Annotated in this window: 18 protein-coding genes; 6 read left to right on the top strand and 12 right to left on the bottom strand. The window is 41.3% G+C overall.

Annotation, left to right across the window (positions count from 1 at the left end):
* Positions 1-92 precede the first annotated feature (92 nt).
* The 5 genes from FRX45_RS07960 (at position 93) to FRX45_RS07980 (ending at position 2,955) form a co-directional block, all read left to right on the top strand.
* Positions 93-914, top strand: coding sequence for a hypothetical protein (locus tag FRX45_RS07960; protein ID WP_152267867.1), 822 nt, complete (start codon positions 93-95; stop codon positions 912-914).
* Positions 915-981: 67 nt separating this feature from the next.
* Positions 982-1,749 carry an exodeoxyribonuclease III gene (locus FRX45_RS07965; RefSeq protein ID WP_152267868.1) on the top strand — a complete coding sequence of 256 codons (768 nt, stop codon included), beginning with the start codon at positions 982-984 and terminating at the stop codon, positions 1,747-1,749.
* Between the two features lie 111 nt (positions 1,750-1,860).
* On the top strand, positions 1,861-2,166 hold the full coding sequence (locus FRX45_RS07970; protein ID WP_152267869.1) for a DUF4286 family protein: 306 nt from the start codon (positions 1,861-1,863) through the stop codon (positions 2,164-2,166).
* 297 nt (positions 2,167-2,463) lie between these two features.
* Positions 2,464-2,733 carry an HU family DNA-binding protein gene (locus tag FRX45_RS07975; protein WP_152267870.1) on the top strand — a complete coding sequence of 90 codons (270 nt, stop codon included), beginning with the start codon at positions 2,464-2,466 and terminating at the stop codon, positions 2,731-2,733.
* Between the two features lie 108 nt (positions 2,734-2,841).
* Positions 2,842-2,955 (top strand): 30S ribosomal protein THX, encoded by a 114-nt coding sequence (locus tag FRX45_RS07980; protein WP_152267871.1) that lies wholly within the window; start codon positions 2,842-2,844, stop codon positions 2,953-2,955.
* 148 nt (positions 2,956-3,103) lie between these two features.
* Here the strand turns inward: FRX45_RS07980 and pdxH are convergent, their stop codons facing one another.
* On the bottom strand, positions 3,104-3,748 hold the full coding sequence (gene pdxH / locus FRX45_RS07985) for a pyridoxamine 5'-phosphate oxidase (protein ID WP_152267872.1): 645 nt from the start codon (positions 3,746-3,748) through the stop codon (positions 3,104-3,106).
* A 135-nt stretch (positions 3,749-3,883) separates the two neighbouring features.
* On the opposite strand from pdxH, the gene FRX45_RS07990 reads away from it, so the two are divergent.
* On the top strand, positions 3,884-6,745 hold the full coding sequence (locus tag FRX45_RS07990) for a DEAD/DEAH box helicase (protein WP_152267873.1): 2,862 nt from the start codon (positions 3,884-3,886) through the stop codon (positions 6,743-6,745).
* A gap of 32 nt (positions 6,746-6,777) precedes the next feature.
* Here the strand turns inward: FRX45_RS07990 and pyrH are convergent, their stop codons facing one another.
* From pyrH to argC, 11 genes are all read right to left on the bottom strand, one after another.
* Positions 6,778-7,488 carry a UMP kinase gene (pyrH, locus tag FRX45_RS07995; RefSeq protein WP_152267874.1) on the bottom strand — a complete coding sequence of 237 codons (711 nt, stop codon included), beginning with the start codon at positions 7,486-7,488 and terminating at the stop codon, positions 6,778-6,780.
* A 206-nt stretch (positions 7,489-7,694) separates the two neighbouring features.
* Positions 7,695-8,054 carry an HPF/RaiA family ribosome-associated protein gene (locus FRX45_RS08000; RefSeq protein ID WP_152267875.1) on the bottom strand — a complete coding sequence of 120 codons (360 nt, stop codon included), beginning with the start codon at positions 8,052-8,054 and terminating at the stop codon, positions 7,695-7,697.
* 163 nt (positions 8,055-8,217) lie between these two features.
* Positions 8,218-9,519, bottom strand: a complete 1,302-nt coding sequence (argH, locus tag FRX45_RS08005) for an argininosuccinate lyase (RefSeq protein ID WP_152267876.1) — start codon at positions 9,517-9,519, stop codon at positions 8,218-8,220.
* Between the two features lie 78 nt (positions 9,520-9,597).
* Positions 9,598-9,942 (bottom strand): four helix bundle protein, encoded by a 345-nt coding sequence (locus tag FRX45_RS08010; RefSeq protein WP_226805121.1) that lies wholly within the window; start codon positions 9,940-9,942, stop codon positions 9,598-9,600.
* A 154-nt stretch (positions 9,943-10,096) separates the two neighbouring features.
* Positions 10,097-11,185 (bottom strand): M20 family metallo-hydrolase, encoded by a 1,089-nt coding sequence (locus FRX45_RS08015; RefSeq protein WP_152267877.1) that lies wholly within the window; start codon positions 11,183-11,185, stop codon positions 10,097-10,099.
* A complete protein-coding gene (argB, locus tag FRX45_RS08020) occupies positions 11,178-12,116 on the bottom strand; it encodes an acetylglutamate kinase (protein WP_152267878.1) in 939 nt (312 codons plus the stop codon). The genes FRX45_RS08015 and argB overlap by 8 nt, the downstream gene beginning before the upstream one ends.
* Positions 12,098-12,274, bottom strand: a complete 177-nt coding sequence (locus FRX45_RS23235; RefSeq protein WP_193311625.1) for a hypothetical protein — start codon at positions 12,272-12,274, stop codon at positions 12,098-12,100. Before FRX45_RS23235 ends, argB begins: the two co-directional genes overlap by 19 nt.
* 51 nt (positions 12,275-12,325) lie before the next feature.
* Positions 12,326-13,345 carry a Rossmann-fold NAD(P)-binding domain-containing protein gene (locus tag FRX45_RS08025; protein ID WP_152267879.1) on the bottom strand — a complete coding sequence of 340 codons (1,020 nt, stop codon included), beginning with the start codon at positions 13,343-13,345 and terminating at the stop codon, positions 12,326-12,328.
* Positions 13,346-13,416: 71 nt separating this feature from the next.
* A complete protein-coding gene (locus tag FRX45_RS08030; protein ID WP_152267880.1) occupies positions 13,417-14,568 on the bottom strand; it encodes an aspartate aminotransferase family protein in 1,152 nt (383 codons plus the stop codon).
* An 80-nt stretch (positions 14,569-14,648) separates the two neighbouring features.
* Positions 14,649-15,002 carry a four helix bundle protein gene (locus tag FRX45_RS08035; RefSeq protein ID WP_152267881.1) on the bottom strand — a complete coding sequence of 118 codons (354 nt, stop codon included), beginning with the start codon at positions 15,000-15,002 and terminating at the stop codon, positions 14,649-14,651.
* Positions 15,003-15,077: 75 nt separating this feature from the next.
* Entirely contained in the window at positions 15,078-16,073 is a 996-nt protein-coding gene (gene argC / locus FRX45_RS08040) for an N-acetyl-gamma-glutamyl-phosphate reductase (protein WP_193311626.1), read from the bottom strand.
* Between the last annotated feature and the right edge of the window lie 42 nt (positions 16,074-16,115).

Below are 16,115 nucleotides of genomic sequence, written 5' to 3' on the forward strand. Positions count from 1 at the left end.
TAGTCATTACTGTAAATTTGTAATTTCATTATCCTAATTTCGCACCGCAATTCAAAAATTCACCGGTGTTGGTTATTTTTAAGACAGGCGATATGAATATTAAGCGTATTGGTGTTTACCTGGTAACCCTTGGTTTAATCTTTTCGGTTTCAAACAGTGTAGCACAAAACAAAAAAGTTTATCCTAAAAGCGAATGGTATCTCTCGTGGGGGTACAATACGGAATGGTATACACGCAGTAATGTGCATATTAGTCAACCCGAATTGGCTAACGATTATACCTTTAACCGTATTAAAGGACATGATAAGAAAGGCTGGGATAACGGCTTGTTTCGTAAAGCTATTTCCATACCGCAATACAACTACAGGCTGGGTTATTTTTTTAATCCTCAAAAAGGGTGGGGTGTTGAGATCAACTTTGATCATACCAAATTTATTTTTGAAGACGGGCAGGATGCTTCCATTACGGGAACCCTGCATGGAAAACATGCAGATACCACCGTGCGATTTTCAAAGGATAATGGTTTTTATTATTACCTGAATAATGGCGCTAATTTCCTTTTGTTTAACCTGGTAAAAAGATGCGAATTGCTTTCTGCAAAAGATGGGAATCTGAAATTGGATTTTCTGGGTAAAGCGGGTGTAGGCCCCGTTATACCACACGTAGAAAACAGTTTCTTCGGTGGCGCCAACACACCGCATTTTCAGTTGGGCGGGTGGAACATGGGTGTTGAAGCGACAGTAAAAGCAACCTTTTTTAAATATGCTTTTATTGAGTATGCCAATAAGCTGGATTATGCCCGCTACTCCCATCTTAAAATTTACAAAGGAACCGCCAAACACGCTTTTGGCACCTATGAAATGATATTGAGCATAGGAGTTAATTTACCAGTAGGGAAGCACGCCGCTTTATAATTTTCACCAGCAATTGAGTATTGACTTTATTTGTAGTTGCAGTATTTTGCAGCTACAATTACATACCATGCGTATTATCTCTTATAATGTTAATGGCATCAGGGCGGCAATTAAAAAGGGGTTTTTAGAGTGGCTGAAAACCGATCCTGCCGATATTATTTGTGTTCAGGAAACCAAAGCGCAAAAAGAAAATGTAGATCATACAAGGTTCAATGAGCTGGGTTATTACGACTACTGGTTCAGTGCGCAAAAAAAAGGATATAGTGGTGTGGCGGTGTTTACCCGCATTAAACCCGACCATATTGAATATGGCACGCAACACAAAGTAAGCGATGATGAAGGAAGGGTTTTGCAACTGGATTTCGGCGATATACGATTAATCAACGCTTATTTTCCTTCGGGCACCAGCGGCGAAGAAAGACAGAAATTCAAATACGAATGGCTGGATGAATTTTTTACTTATCTCAACAAACTGCGTTTACAATATCCCAAACTGATTTTGTGTGGCGATTATAATATTGCCCATAAAGAGATAGATATTCATGATCCGAAAGGCAATAAAAAATCATCTGGTTTTTTGCCTGAGGAAAGAGTATGGATGGATAAGTTTTTTGAGGCGCAATGGATAGATAGCTTTCGTCATTTTTGCGCTGATCCCCATCGGTACAGTTGGTGGAGCCAGCGTTTTCCCGGCGTTCGTTTAAACAATAAGGGCTGGCGTATTGATTATATTAATGTAACAAAAGGGCTGAAAGATCAATTAATTGCCGCCGAAATATACCCCGATGTAAAACATAGCGATCACTGCCCGGTATACCTTGAAATAGAATCATAAAGTATTGCCATGATACGCACCTGCTGCCGGGTTAATTGTAATGTGCGTATGGCTGGTCAGAGATGAAAGGAGAGAAGTAAAAGAATCTTTAATGGCTTAGCTGTTTATAATATGATTGTATATAACATTACCACAAAAATCCTCCCTCAAATTAAAGAACAATGGCTGCACTGGCAAACCAATGAACATATTCCTGAAATTATGGCTACAGGCTTGTTTGATGAATACAAAGTTTACCGTTTGATGGAGCAGGATGAATCGGAAGGGCTCACTTTTACGGTTCAGTATTTTACTTCTTCCTGGCAGCGGTACCAGCAATATGTAGATACCTGTTCTGCTTCCGCGCGTAAAAAAGCTGTGGATAAGTGGGGAAATCAATGCATTGCTTTCAGAACAGTTATGCAGCTTGTGGACTAATTGTGGAAAAGAATTAAAAACAATTTGGTGAATTGAAATTTATTGTAAATTCCCTTAAAACCCTTAACCGGCAAGCATTTCAATTATCAGGTCGTGAAACGTAGTGCCAGCAAGGATTTTGGCTTGTTTTGCTGTTTAGTGCCGGCTATTCAGACAGGCTGTTTCAGCATGTAATCCTTATCCGGTGCGGGTTCCGAAAGGAAATTGCATAAGGTTAAAAAGCGTAAAAAAATTTTGTTGGATGCAAAAAGCATCTATATTTGTTTTTCCTAAATAAAATTCTAAAAACGCTCTATCATGAACAAAGCTGAATTAATCGCAAAGATTGCAGATGATGCAGGCATCACAAAAACTCAGGCTAACGATTCTTTGGATTCTTTTATTGAAGCGGTTACCAAAACCCTTAAAGGCGGTGGTAAAGTAACGCTTGTTGGCTTCGGAACGTTCTCTGTTTCCAAACGTGCTGCACGCAATGGCCGCAACCCACAAACTGGCGCTGTTATTAAGATCAAAGCTAAAAAAGTTGCCCGCTTTAAAGCCGGTAAAGAATTGTCTGCAAAATTGTAATTCCAGCAGTAAGAACATTTTAAGCAGGATGCACCGGTTGTATCTTGCTTTTTTTATTTTTGCCGGGAGGTATAAAACTATTTTTTCAAAACAATAAACATCAGTAATATGGGAAGAGGTGATAAAAAAACAAAAAAGGGGAAAATATCGCAGGGATCATTTGGCAAAAGCCGCCCCGCTAAACCTGCTAAAGCCAAGACCGCCCCAAAAAAGCCAGAATAGCACGGCAGGCTGAGAGCTTATAGCTTATGGTTTGTAGCTTGTTACAGGTTACAGGTTTCAGGTTTCAGGTTACAGGTTACAGGGAAGCACAGACACAATCCGTTGATTGCTTATACCTGTAACCTGGATACCTCATACCTGACACCTCCTACGGCGCAAGCCGTTCTATTTTCCATTCATTATTATTTTGCAAAGTATATTGTATGCGATCATGTAAACGGCCCGGTCTGCCCTGCCAGAACTCCATAATTACCGGACGAACAATATACCCTCCCCAGTAATCGGGTCTTTTAATCGTTTTGCCGGATAATCGTTTTTTATTTTTTTCATACCGTTCATCTATCCATTCCCTGCTTTCTATTACCCGGCTTTGCGGCGATGTAACTGCGCCAATACGGCTTTCTTCGGGTCGCGATTGAAAATAAGTATCACTTTCTTCAGGTGTTGCTTTTTGAACCAGTCCGGTGATACGCACCTGCCGTTCCAGCTCTTTCCAGAAAAAAACCAGGCAGGCCTTGGGATTATTGTCTAATTGCTGCGCCTTAAAGCTTTCGTAGTTGGTGAAGAACATAAATCCTTTTTCGGAAAAGCCCTTTAACAAAACGATACGTGCCGATGGAATACCATCCGGTGAAGCGGTGGCAAGCGCCATAGCATTTACTTCATCAATTTCAGACAGCACAGCTTCCTGCCACCACTTGTTAAACTGTTTAACGGGATCATCTTCTGCATCATCTTCCAATAAAACTTTTTGGGAATAATTAAGACGGATGGTGGCTATTTCACTTTTCATAATATGTAAACTGTTTAATGATCGGAACCGCAAAGGTAATTGCAAATAAGATTGTTTTATTTGGCGCATGCCTGCTTTTGCCGCGTCAATCATTTTATTTTTGCAGCATTGTATCTCTTTGTAATACGATTCTTAATGGGAAAAAATGTTCGTACCGTATTGTTGCTTTCTCCATGGATCATACCGGAAGGTAAGCCAGCGGTGAATTTACTGAAAATTGAAAAAAAAGATAAAGCAACAAGTTACAGCACTGCTGCTCTGGAATGGTCTGTGGTAAGAAAGCATTTCAGGGATTATCCCAAACCACTCAGGGATATACTGATGAATTGCTGCACGGAGGCTTTGGCCGAAACCCGTTCGGCTATAAAAAAAACTTTTGCACTGAAGAGAAATGAGGAAGCGTTTGATGTATTCTCAGGTAAAAATTTTGTCAAATACTGGCATAAAATACTTGACGCGTTTCAGCCTTATTTTCCCTTAATAAAATGGTATCATCAAAAGCAGCAACCCGGTAAAAAAACATTGCTTACCGCCCCTTGCAGCTTCAGCAGTTTTAAACCTAAGCTAAGCTTTGAGGTATCTAAGGAGGAGGAGCGGCTTCACCTAAAAATCAATGTGCATATTCATAACAATGTTTACCCGATAGAAATATTTACCCGTACCCATTTTTTATTAGAAAGTAAAAATGAATATTTTATACTGTCTTATACCGATTATCTTACCCTCGAAAAACTGCAGTGGGTAAATGGGGAGCAGTATGAAAATGCGCCTGATCTGTTCGCCCTGCACGTATTGGCTCCGCTGGAAGAACGCTATACCGTAAACCGGAACAATCATTTCTCTAAGTATGAACTTGCGGTGGTTCCTGTTAACCGGCTTATGTTAAGCGAGCTGAATAACGCTTTTTTGATGCTTACCCCGCAATGGCTATACAACGGGCATTTAATTGACGGAGAATGGAAAGATCGTTTTGAAGTAAAAGTGGAAGGGGCTATACAGGTGATGAAGAGAAATAGGGAAGCCGAAACGAGTTTCATTCAAACGCTGGTTGCTCTTCATCCAAATTTTATCAACCAGCGCAACGGTTACTTTTACCTGTCTTTTGCTGATGCACAAAAAAAACAATGGTTCCTCAAAGTATATCACCAGTTGCTGCAAATGGATATTGAAATAGCGGGTATGGATATGCTCCGGCATTTTCGCTATTCTTCCCATGCAGCAGTAACTACCATGAAACCAATAAGTGAAGATGAAAACGTCCTGTTGTTTGAAATGGAATTGTTGTTCGGGGAAGAGAAAATACCATTGAATGAATTACAAAGAATGTTATTGGCCGGACAAAAAGCGGTTTTATTAAAAGACGGGTCATTGGGCATACTCGGGGAAGAATGGCTGGGGGAATATGCGTCCATTGTTAAACACAGCAAGATAAAAGGCAATACAATTGAATTGCTTCGCTGGATGGCGGTAGCAAAGCAGGACTCTGAAACAGAAACACCTGAGCTGAAGCTGGCTATTCAAAATAGCTGGTGGCAAAAATGGAAGCATTGGCAAACAAACGCCGGACAATTGTATATACTTCCGCCAACCATAAATGCTACGCTCCGGCCCTATCAGCAAAAAGGGTACGAATGGATGTTATTGCTAAATGAAATAGGTGCGGGCGCCTGCCTGGCCGATGATATGGGTTTGGGTAAAACCCTGCAGGCCATTTGTGCAATCGTTCATATTATTGAAAAACTTCCCGCTTCAAAGCATATAATCATTTGTCCCGCATCGCTGGTTTACAACTGGCAGCAGGAACTGGAGCGCTTTGCCCCTGGCATACGAGCTGTTGTGTATCACGGCGCCTTACGGCAAAAAGAACAACTTACAGATACGCAGGTGCAGGTTATTATTACTACTTATCATACCATGCGGAGCGATGTGGAGCTGATCGGTGAGCAGACTTACGGAGTTGCCGTAATTGATGAAAGCCATAATATAAAAAATCCGGCTACCCAGATAGCGCAGGCGGTAATGAAACTGCAGTCCGTTTTTCGGTTGGCCTTAAGCGGTACCCCGGTAGTGAACAACACGTTTGACCTGTATACACAGCTTAATTTTGCTGTGCCGGGTTTATTCGGAAGCCGCGAGTTCTTTAAAAGAGAATACGCCGATCCTATAGATAATAACCAGGATGAAGAGAAAATAGCTACATTAAAAAAACTTACCGCGCCATTTATACTGCGCCGCACCAAGGAGCAGGTGGCAAAGGATTTGCCGGAGAAAACCGAGTCCATTTTGTGGTGTGAAATGAACGGATTGCAAAGAAATGTATATGAAGAGATTTTAGTGCAAACCCGCAGCAGTATTTTCCTGGAGATCAAAAAAAGCGGGCTGGCAAAAAGTAAGTTATCAATCCTGCAGGGCATGACGAAACTCCGGCAGGTGTGCAGTTCGCCTTTATTGCTGGCTGATAAGGAGTTGCAGCATTGCACCGAATCAATAAAAACGGAAGTATTAATGGAGGAGTTGAATAATATTCTGGGCAACCATAAAGCACTTGTTTTTTCACAGTTCAGTTCCATGCTGCACTTACTTGCCGGCGAATGTAAAAAAAGAGGATTGGAGTTTTATCATTTCGACGGGCAAACGCCTCCTGCCAAAAGAACGGAGATGGTGAACGCATTTCAAAAGGAAGACAATAAGGTTAATTTATTTCTGATAAGTCTGAAGGCGGGAAATACAGGGCTTACGCTTACCTCCGCCGACTATGTGTTTTTATTTGATCCCTGGTGGAATACCGCTGTGGAGGCTCAGGCGATAGACCGTACGCACCGCATCGGACAAACAAAAAACGTATTCGCTTATAAAATGATTTGTAAAGATACCATCGAAGAAAAAATAATTACCCTGCAGCAAAAGAAAAAGAAACTCTCTGAAGATCTTGTATCAGCCGATGAAGGTTTTGCCAAATCGCTTACTGAAGAAGATGTGCAATACCTTTTTAGTTAAGTCCGGCTGTTTCCTGTAACGGCGTATTGTTATTACTTTACAAGGGTACCTACTTTTTCACCCTTCACCACACGGAGCAGGTTGCCTGGCTTATTCATATCGAAAACAATGATGGGTAGTTTGTTTTCCATGCAAAGCGTAAAAGCAGTCATATCCATCACCTTCAGGTTTTTGTCAATGCATTCTTTAAAGCTGACGGTTTCATATTTAGTAGCTGATGGATTTTTTTCAGGATCGGCAGTATATATACCGTCAACCCTTGTTCCCTTTAAAATTACATCCGCTTTTATTTCTATCGCCCGTAAGGAACCTGCGGTATCTGTAGTAAAGTAGGGGTTACCTGTGCCTGCGCCAAAAATCACTATTCTTTTTTTCTCAAGATGGCGCATCGCTCTTCTGCGAATATAAGGCTCGGCAATCTGTTCCATTTTAATGGCACTCAGTAAGCGGGTAAATAAGCCTGCCTTTTCGAGCGAGGCCTGCAATGCCATGCCATTAATAACGGTAGCAAGCATGCCCATATAATCCCCATGAGCCCTTTCTATTCCTGTTTCCGATTCGTTCATGCCCCGGTAAATATTTCCGCCGCCAATTACAATAGCTACTTCCACGCCGGCATCATGCACCGACTTGATTTCAGTAGCGAAGCTGGTTAAAATATCAGGATCTAATCCAAAACCGCTGTTGCCTATTAATGATTCTCCGGATAATTTAAGCAGGATACGTTTGAATTTTTGTTGCATGCGGGTGAAATTTTCGCTGCGAAGATAGGGGAAATTATGAATGACAGCAGCCTGCCATTGGAAGGAGTGTAGCTCGCCGAAAGCAGATATATGTCCTGGGAAGACGACTTTTTATATTTGCTAAAAAGACATCAACCCCTGAAAGGTTGACATCTTTTTAATATTGAAAAATAATTTAGAAAAAATTCCTTTAGAGGATTTTGCTGTTATTTGCCCGCTTTTTTTGCCAATTTTGAAGCTACTTTCCTGTTGGCTGTATTCTTTTTATTGGCCAGTTGTAATTGTGTTTTACGGATGCGAAGCCTTCTTTTAGCTGCTTCAGCGGCTTTCAAAACAGCATCTTCAAAAATGTAAGATTTGGTTTTAATGTATTCGTCTTTACCCGGAATGCGAATATTGAGCGTACAGTTCACTACTTCATTTTTACCTTTTACTTCATTCAGCAGCGTTACTTCTATTTCCTGGATGTCTTTATAATACCTGTTGAGCGAACCCAGCTTTTTGGTCACGAATTCTTTCAAAGAAGGACTTGCTCTGTGTCCGGGCGTTTCAATACGGAATTTCATAATCGAATGCTTTTAATATATGACCTACAAACATAAGCACGTTAAAGAAAGAAAAGGATGATTCCCGACAACTTTTCAATTGATTCCCATCAGGTGTTAAAACGAATGCCGGTTGCTCATGGAAATATATACTTCAGTGCTCAGGTAATTCTTACTTAAAGTTTTACGCAAACTTCCCCAGCACCTTCCGCATCTCTTCCACTATTAAATCATTACATAAATTGCCTATACTTCCCTCATGCGTGTGGTGGAGTTGTTTTTTATAATCGAAATTAAATGCTCCCTTTTCTATGTCGTTTCCTACCTGGCGGTATGCATCGCGGAAGGAAATGCCTTTATTTACCAGTTCATTCACAGCTTCTACACTAAAAAGGTATCTGTATTTTTCATCATCCAGTATATTATCCTTAATGCTGATATGGGATAGCATCAATACCGCCATTTGAATGCAGGCTTTCAGTTCCTCAATGGCAGGAAATAATATTTCCTTCGTAAGCTGGAGATCGCGGTGATAGCCCGATGGTAAATTATTGATTAGAAGGGTGAGCTCATTGGGTGTAGATTGAATACGGTTGCACTTCGCCCGTATCAGTTCAAATACATCGGGATTTTTTTTGTGCGGCATAATGCTGCTGCCCGTTGTCAATTCATTTGGAAAAGAAATGAAACCGAAGTTCTGGTTCATATATAAACAGGCATCCATTGCCAGCTTGCTTAAGGTTGCAGCAACGGTACTCAAACCTGTAGCTACTAACTTTTCTGTTTTACCCCGGCTCATTTGGGCATATACGGAATTATAGTGGGGAGAGGCAAACTGCAACAATTGTGTAGTTAATGTTCTGTTTAGCGGAAATGAAGAACCATAGCCTGCGCCACTACCCAATGGATTTTTATTGGCTACATGATAGGCGGCTGCCAGCATTTCCAGATCATCCGTCAGACTTTCTGCATAAGCGCCAAACCATAGCCCAAATGATGAGGGCATGGCAATTTGCAGATGTGTGTATCCCGGTAATAATTTATCCTTATACTTTTCGCTTTGGTCAATCAGTAAATCAAACAATCCTTTTACTTCATCTTTGATATTCAAAATTTCTGCCCGCAGGTATAATTTCAAATCAACGGCTACCTGGTCGTTGCGGCTTCTGCCACTATGTATTTTCTTGCCTGCTTCGCCTATGCGTTGGGTTAACAGGTATTCCACCTGGGAGTGCACATCTTCTATACCTTCTTCTATAGTGAATTTTTGCTGGTCAATGTCTCCAAGAATAATTTCCAGCCCCTTTACGGCCTGCTCCCCGTCTGCTTTGGTCATCAGCCCTGCTTCCTGCAGCATTTTTACATGGGCTACAGACCCCTGTACATCGTAGCGGGCAAGCAGCAGATCAAATTCTTTGTCGCGGCCTACCGTAAATTTTTCAATCAGTTCGTTCGTTGAAGCGTTGTCTTTTTGCCAAAGTTTCATGTGTGTAAGTTACAAGTTGCAGGTTTCAAGTCGCAGGGTTGAATACAAGCGTCTCAGGTTTTAGATACGGGAAATTCGTTAAGGTTTGCTGAAACTCACTGAATATACGTTGATCTTTTCGCTAAGAGATTCATATTCTGCCCTGATTCTTTTATAATTATTTTCGTCTTTTAATGATTGTGTTTCAAAAAGAAAATCCAAATGTATTATTGTTTCATCGCATTCAGAATGTGCGTATACCAGAAATTTTATAACATCCGCCTTGTATCTCTTTCTGCCATATCCTTCAACAATGGAAGAAGTAACACTTTTCGAAGAACGTCTTATTTGTGATCCTTCCTCATACAATTCAAATTTTGGTAATGTCAACGTGATCTTATGAATTTCAATCGCCAGTTGTTTTGATTCTGCATATATCTGCAGATCATGCTAACTTTTCATGGTTGAATATTTCAATAAAAATACAAAACAAATGTTTGCGGTACATTACGTACTTCCCTGCCCCCTGTAACCTGGAACTTTCACCCTGCATTACGTATTTCCCCTGTACCTTGCATCTTGTACCCTGCAACCCGCTCTACAATAGTTTTTCCAGCAACTTCACATACAACTCAATCCCTTCTTTTATTTCATCAATATATATGTATTCATCTGCTGTATGACTTCTTGCCGAATCACCCGGCCCCATTTTTAATGCAGGGAAGGGGATCAGGGCCTTATCTGAAGTTGTGGGGGATCCATAACAGGTTCTGCCTGCTTCCAGCCCGGCTTTAACGATCGGGTGGTCTAAAGCGATGGAAGATGACTTCAGGCGCAAGCTTCTTGGCTGTACATCACAGGTTACATTGCTTTTGATGATATCCAGTATTTCTTCAAAGGTATACAGCTCATTTACTCTTATATCGGTTACAAAGCTGCATTGCGATGGCACCACATTATGCGCTTTATTTTCCGTTTCAATAACGGTGATACTCATCTTTACAGGTCCTAAAAAATCCGATACCCGCGGAAAACGGAAGTTGCTGAACCATTCAATGTCTTTTATGGCCTTGTAAATGGCGTTATCTCCTTCTTCCCGCGCCGCATGCCCGGCAATACCGGTAGCGATACAATCCAATACCAGTAAGCCTTTTTCAGCCACTGCCATCTGCATTTGCGTAGGCTCGCCTACTAACGCAAAGGCCCACTGTCTTCCGGGTGGATTGAATGAAGGATTATTCAGCATGTACTCAATGCCATTTTTACCGGAAATCTCTTCTTCTGCGCTGGCTGCATATACGAGATTGTATTTCAGATCGGCACGATCATAAAAAAATAAAAAGGAAGCCAGCAGCGCAACCAGCGGCCCGCCTGCATCATTGCTTCCCAATCCATACAGCTTCCCATCTTTTTCAAGAGGATTGAAGGGGTTGAGTGAATATGCTTTATTGGGTTTTACCGTATCGTGATGCGAGTTAAGCAGGATAGTGGGTTTGCTTTCATCAAAATATTTGTTTGAGGCGTATATATTATTGCCAATGCGGAAATGCGCTATTCCTTTATTGGCAAAAAACAAACCTATTATACCGGCAGTTTGATCTTCTTCCCTGCTGAAAGAGGGAGTGGTGATCAGTTCTTTTAACAAATGAATTGCTTCGGCGGCTAATATGGAAATGAGTTTACTCATTGGTGATGGTTGTGCCGGCGCTGCCATTAAGCAATAGCTCCAGTGTTTCCGCTTTTCCGATAACCACCTTTTTTACACCGCTGTTCAGTGCTGCAAAAGCATTATCCAATTTGGGAATCATACCGGCAAATATTTTTTGTTGCGATTTTAATTCCTGGTAAAAAGAGGGGTTGATTTCTTTAATTACCGTTGTGTCGTCTTCAGTATCTAACAGCACGCCGCTTTTCTCAAACGAATAGATAAGCGTTACATTATAGAAAGTGGAGAGCGCTTTGGCCGTTTCCTGCGCAATGGTATCGGCATTGGTATTGAGCAATTGCCCTTTTTTGTCGTGGGTTATGGGAGCAAGCACTACCGCAAAATTTTGTTCCAGTAAAGTTTTTAGAAATGCTGCATTTACTTCATCCACATCCCCGGCAAAACCGTAGTCCGTATTTCCGGCTACTATTCTTTTGTGGGCAAGTATAGCATTGCCATCCGCGCCACTGAGCCCTATCGCGTTGCAGCCATTGGCCTGCAACTGTGCTACAATGTTTTTATTGATATAACCTGCATATACCATAGTAACAATCTTCAATGTTTCTGCATCGGTAATTCTTCTTCCTTCAACCAGTTGCTGTTTGATGCCCGCTTTTTCTGCGAGTTTGGTCGCTAACTTTCCACCGCCATGCACCAGGATAAGCGCAGTGCCGGTATTGAGCGCAGCGAAAGATTCAAGGAAAGAACACAGCATTCTATCATCATCAATGATGTTTCCGCCAATCTTTATTACGTAAAGCGATGGTTTGCCCCCATCCCCCGACTGTACCGGAACGGGCAGGCCTAAAGGAAGGCTTGTAAGCTTATGTATAGTTTGCGATATTGCAGCCAATGTAAGTGTCAAATTATTAATTATTTCTTCATTTTTAAATCTTAATAGATTTTCTTCCATAATATTTCTTCGGCAGGCGTCATTTTGTTACGCAACGCTTTGGCTCTTTCAAAAATCAGGTTGCCTGCACCATAGAACATATTGCTTTCCCCGACTCCCTTTCCACCCTCTCCTCCCGAAGGGACGCTATAATATTTATTTGAAAGGAATATTTCCACTTTGCATTTTATTGTAGTTATGCAAATTATTTTGCTCTTGCCAGCGCCCCTCTAAGAGATGGCGGTTAACATTTCTGACAAAACCGCCTGTGCCGCCCATACCCGGTTGGAAGCCTGCAGCGTAACAATACTGCTGGATCCGTCTAATATTTCATCGCTCAGTTCCACATTTCTTCTTACTGGCAGGCAGTGCATTACTTTTGCATTACTGGTTAAGCTTAATTTTTCATTCGTCAGCATCCACTCCGGGTCATTGCAATATATTTTTCCGTAATCCTTATATGTACTCCAGTTTTTTACATATACAAAATCGGCGTCTTTCAGCGCCTCTTCCTGGTTATGTGTTATAGCTGCACCCTTCGTAAATTTTTCATCCAACTCGTAATCTTCAGGATGAGTAATCGTAAAATCAGCTTCTCCCCATGCATTCACCCATTGCGAAAAACTATTGGCTACACACTGAGGCAATGCTTTTACATGCGGGGCCCAGGCGAGCACAATTTTGGGTTTGCAATTTGTGATTTGTGGTTTGTGGTTTTGCAGAACCTCAGTAATAGTTATAATATCCGTTAAGCTTTGTAAAGGGTGTAATGTGGCGCTTTCAAGACTTACTACAGGAATACCGGCATATTTAATAAACTGATTGATGTATAACTCGCTGTAATCGTCTTCCCTGTTTTTTAAAGAAGGAAAAGTACGGATACAAAGGATATCAAAATATTTGCCCATAATAGGAGCCGCATCTTTTACATGTTCCACTTTATTTCCGCTCATGATGGCTTCATCTTCAAATTCCAAAGCCCAGCCTTCGCTGCCTACATTAAATACGATTGCTTCCATCCCTAAATTCTGCGCAGCAATTTGCGTGCTTAAACGGGTTCGCATGCTGGGGTTCAGAAATAACAGGCCTATGCGTTTATTGAGTCCCCTTGTTTTGTGCATGAACGGATCTGCCTTGTATGTTAAAGCCAGCTTTGCCAAAGCATTAATATCATTTACGTCATTTGCAGAAACAAACCGGGCAATGCCGGATGGTGGAATTTGGAGCAGTTCTTTTGATTCGAAACCCATTTCTTAATGATTATAAAAGCGTACAATATTTTTATAAGTCTTTTCTTCTTCTTATTCTAAAGTGCATGTGGCTATGCTTCCTGAACAACCATAGCGGCAATTTCTTCTTTGATAGCCTCAATAAAATCTTCAGCGTCTCTTTTTTTCAAAGCCAAAGAAGGCAATAAGCGGATGACATTGGGCTTGGCCTCTCCCGTAAATATTTTCTGGTTCAGCAACAAATTCTTTTTTAAATCTTTCAATGCCTCAGGCACATCAAATCCAATCATCAAACCCCTGCCACGAACATTTTTCAGTTCAGGAATATTCTTTAATGCTTCTTTCAAATATTTACCCACCATTACCGCATTGCCTAATAATTTTTCCGATTCTAATACTTCTAATACGGCCAGCCCTGCAGCACAGGCTAAATGGTTACCGCCAAATGTGGTGCCCAACTGAAAATGTTTGGGCTTAATATGCGGTGCAATAATAATACCCGCTACCGGAAATCCGTTGCCCATGCCTTTGGCCATGGAATAGATGTCGGCTTTTACGCCGGCAAAATCGTGACTGAAAAATTTCCCTGTTCTTCCATAACCACATTGCACACTATCGGCAATGTATACTGCACCATATTCATCACATAAACTGCGGATCTTTTTCAAAAAGCTGTCTTCCGCCACATTAATGCCGCCAACCCCCTGTATGCCTTCTATAATAACTGAAGAAATTTCTTTGCCATTTTTTACAAAGCAATCTTCTAAAGCCTGTTCATCGTTGAACGGAAGAAAGAGTACATTCCCGGTTTCATTTATGGGAGCGACATAATTTTTATTATCCGTAACGGACACCGCTAATGATGTACGTCCGTGAAAAGATTTACTGAAAGCCACTACCTTTTTTCGGCCGTTATGAAAGGAGGCCAGTTTTAAAGCATTTTCATTGGCTTCGGCGCCGCTGTTGCACAAAAAAAGCTGATAGTCTTCCTTGCCGGATAACTTTCCAAGTTTGGTTGCCAGTTCCTGCTGCAGGGGAATTTTAATGGAATTGGAATAGAAAGCTATTTTTTTTAGTTGGTCTTCTATGCGCTGAACCCAATGGGGGTGTGTATGCCCTATGGAAATAACGGCATGTCCGCCATACAGGTCAAGGTATTGCTCTCCTTTATCATCCCACACATAAGAACCTTTGGCTTTTACAATATTGATATTGTTGATGGGATAAACGTTGAATAAGTTCATGGTATTAAAATATTTTTTTTGGTGTAGGGTATTAGGTGTACGGTATAGGGCCTAAGGTGTAGGGTATAAGGTGCATGCTGCTATCGCAAAAATTTTAGGAATGCTATCAGCATTCCTCTGGTCTCATTTATCATTTTGTTTACTATTGTGTATTCCGCATGGTTAATATAGCTCAGTTCAGATGCGGCAAAGCAACAATAGTCAGTTTCGTTTACCGATCCTAATGAATTATTAAGAAAGTGAGCAAAGTCTTTCTCTGTATCCCTTCCACATACTTCTGCAATATTCAGTGGTATAGACAGTGCCGCTCTTTGTAATTGAGAGGTCAGTTCGTATTTTTCTTTCCTATGAAATTTCACCACAATAACTTTTTTAATATGCAAATACAATTCATGTGATTTCCTCCATACTTCAAGCTTTTTATAGTCTCTCATAACTGGTGTTTTAGTTAGCAAACTTTATTGAGAAGAATATTTCTCCTTACAACCTCACACCCTACACCCACCTCTCTAGAAACCTGTTGCCTTCAACTTCAGTCCTGCCGCTTCGTTTAATCCAAACACCAGGTTCATGTTTTGAACGGCCTGCCCGCAGGCACCCTTCAATAAATTATCGGTAATGGAATGCACCACCAGCTTGGTACCTACTTTTTCTAACTGAACAACGCATTTATTGGTATTGACCACCTGTTTTAAAAATATTGGTACATCACTTACCATAGTAAATAATTGATCTTTATAAAAATCTTTATACAACCGGATCAGCTCTTCATACGAACGCTCACAATGTACAGTGGAACTTATAAAAATGCCACGTGTAAAATCCCCGCGCCAGGGCACAAAATTAAGTTGTTGCTCACGACCATTGGGCGGTGACACCTGCATAAGCGACTGTGCAATTTCCCCGAGATGCTGGTGGGTTAAAGTTTTGTATGCCTGTATATTGTTTGCCCGCCAGCTAAAATGAGCAGTGGATGAAAGGCTTTGCCCGGCGCCGGTGCTGCCGGTGATGCCCGTAGTATACACTTCCTCTAACAACCCGGCCTTTGCTAAAGGGAGTAACCCTAATTGTATAGCGGTTGCAAAGCAGCCGGGATTGGCTATGTCGTGTGCGGACTGTATTGCTTCCCTGTTTATTTCAGGTAAGCCGTATACAAAATTTCGTTTGCCAATTGTGGACTGAGCGGTGAGCCGGAAATCATTTGCGAGGTCTATGATTTTGGTATGCTCCGCCACTGTATTTTCTGAAAGGAATTTTCTTGACTCGCCATGGCCCAGGCATAAAAACAAAACATCAAGATTGCCATTTTGTACGGGAGTAAGGTCGTTGGTGAATATTAAATCCGTATCCCCCAGCAGGTCCTGGTGAACCGAATAAAGTGGTTTACCTGCATTGCTGCGGCTGTGAATAAAAGAAAAATCCACATCCGGATGATTCAGTAATAACCTGATCAATTCCCCGCCGGTATATCCTGCGCCGCCTATTATTCCTGCTTTTATTTTCATGTTTATAGTGGTGTCATGTTTATCATAAAACGAGGTATTTTT

It is taken from the genome of Agriterribacter humi (genome assembly GCF_009192765.1).
Lineage (GTDB): Bacteria > Bacteroidota > Bacteroidia > Chitinophagales > Chitinophagaceae > Agriterribacter > Agriterribacter humi.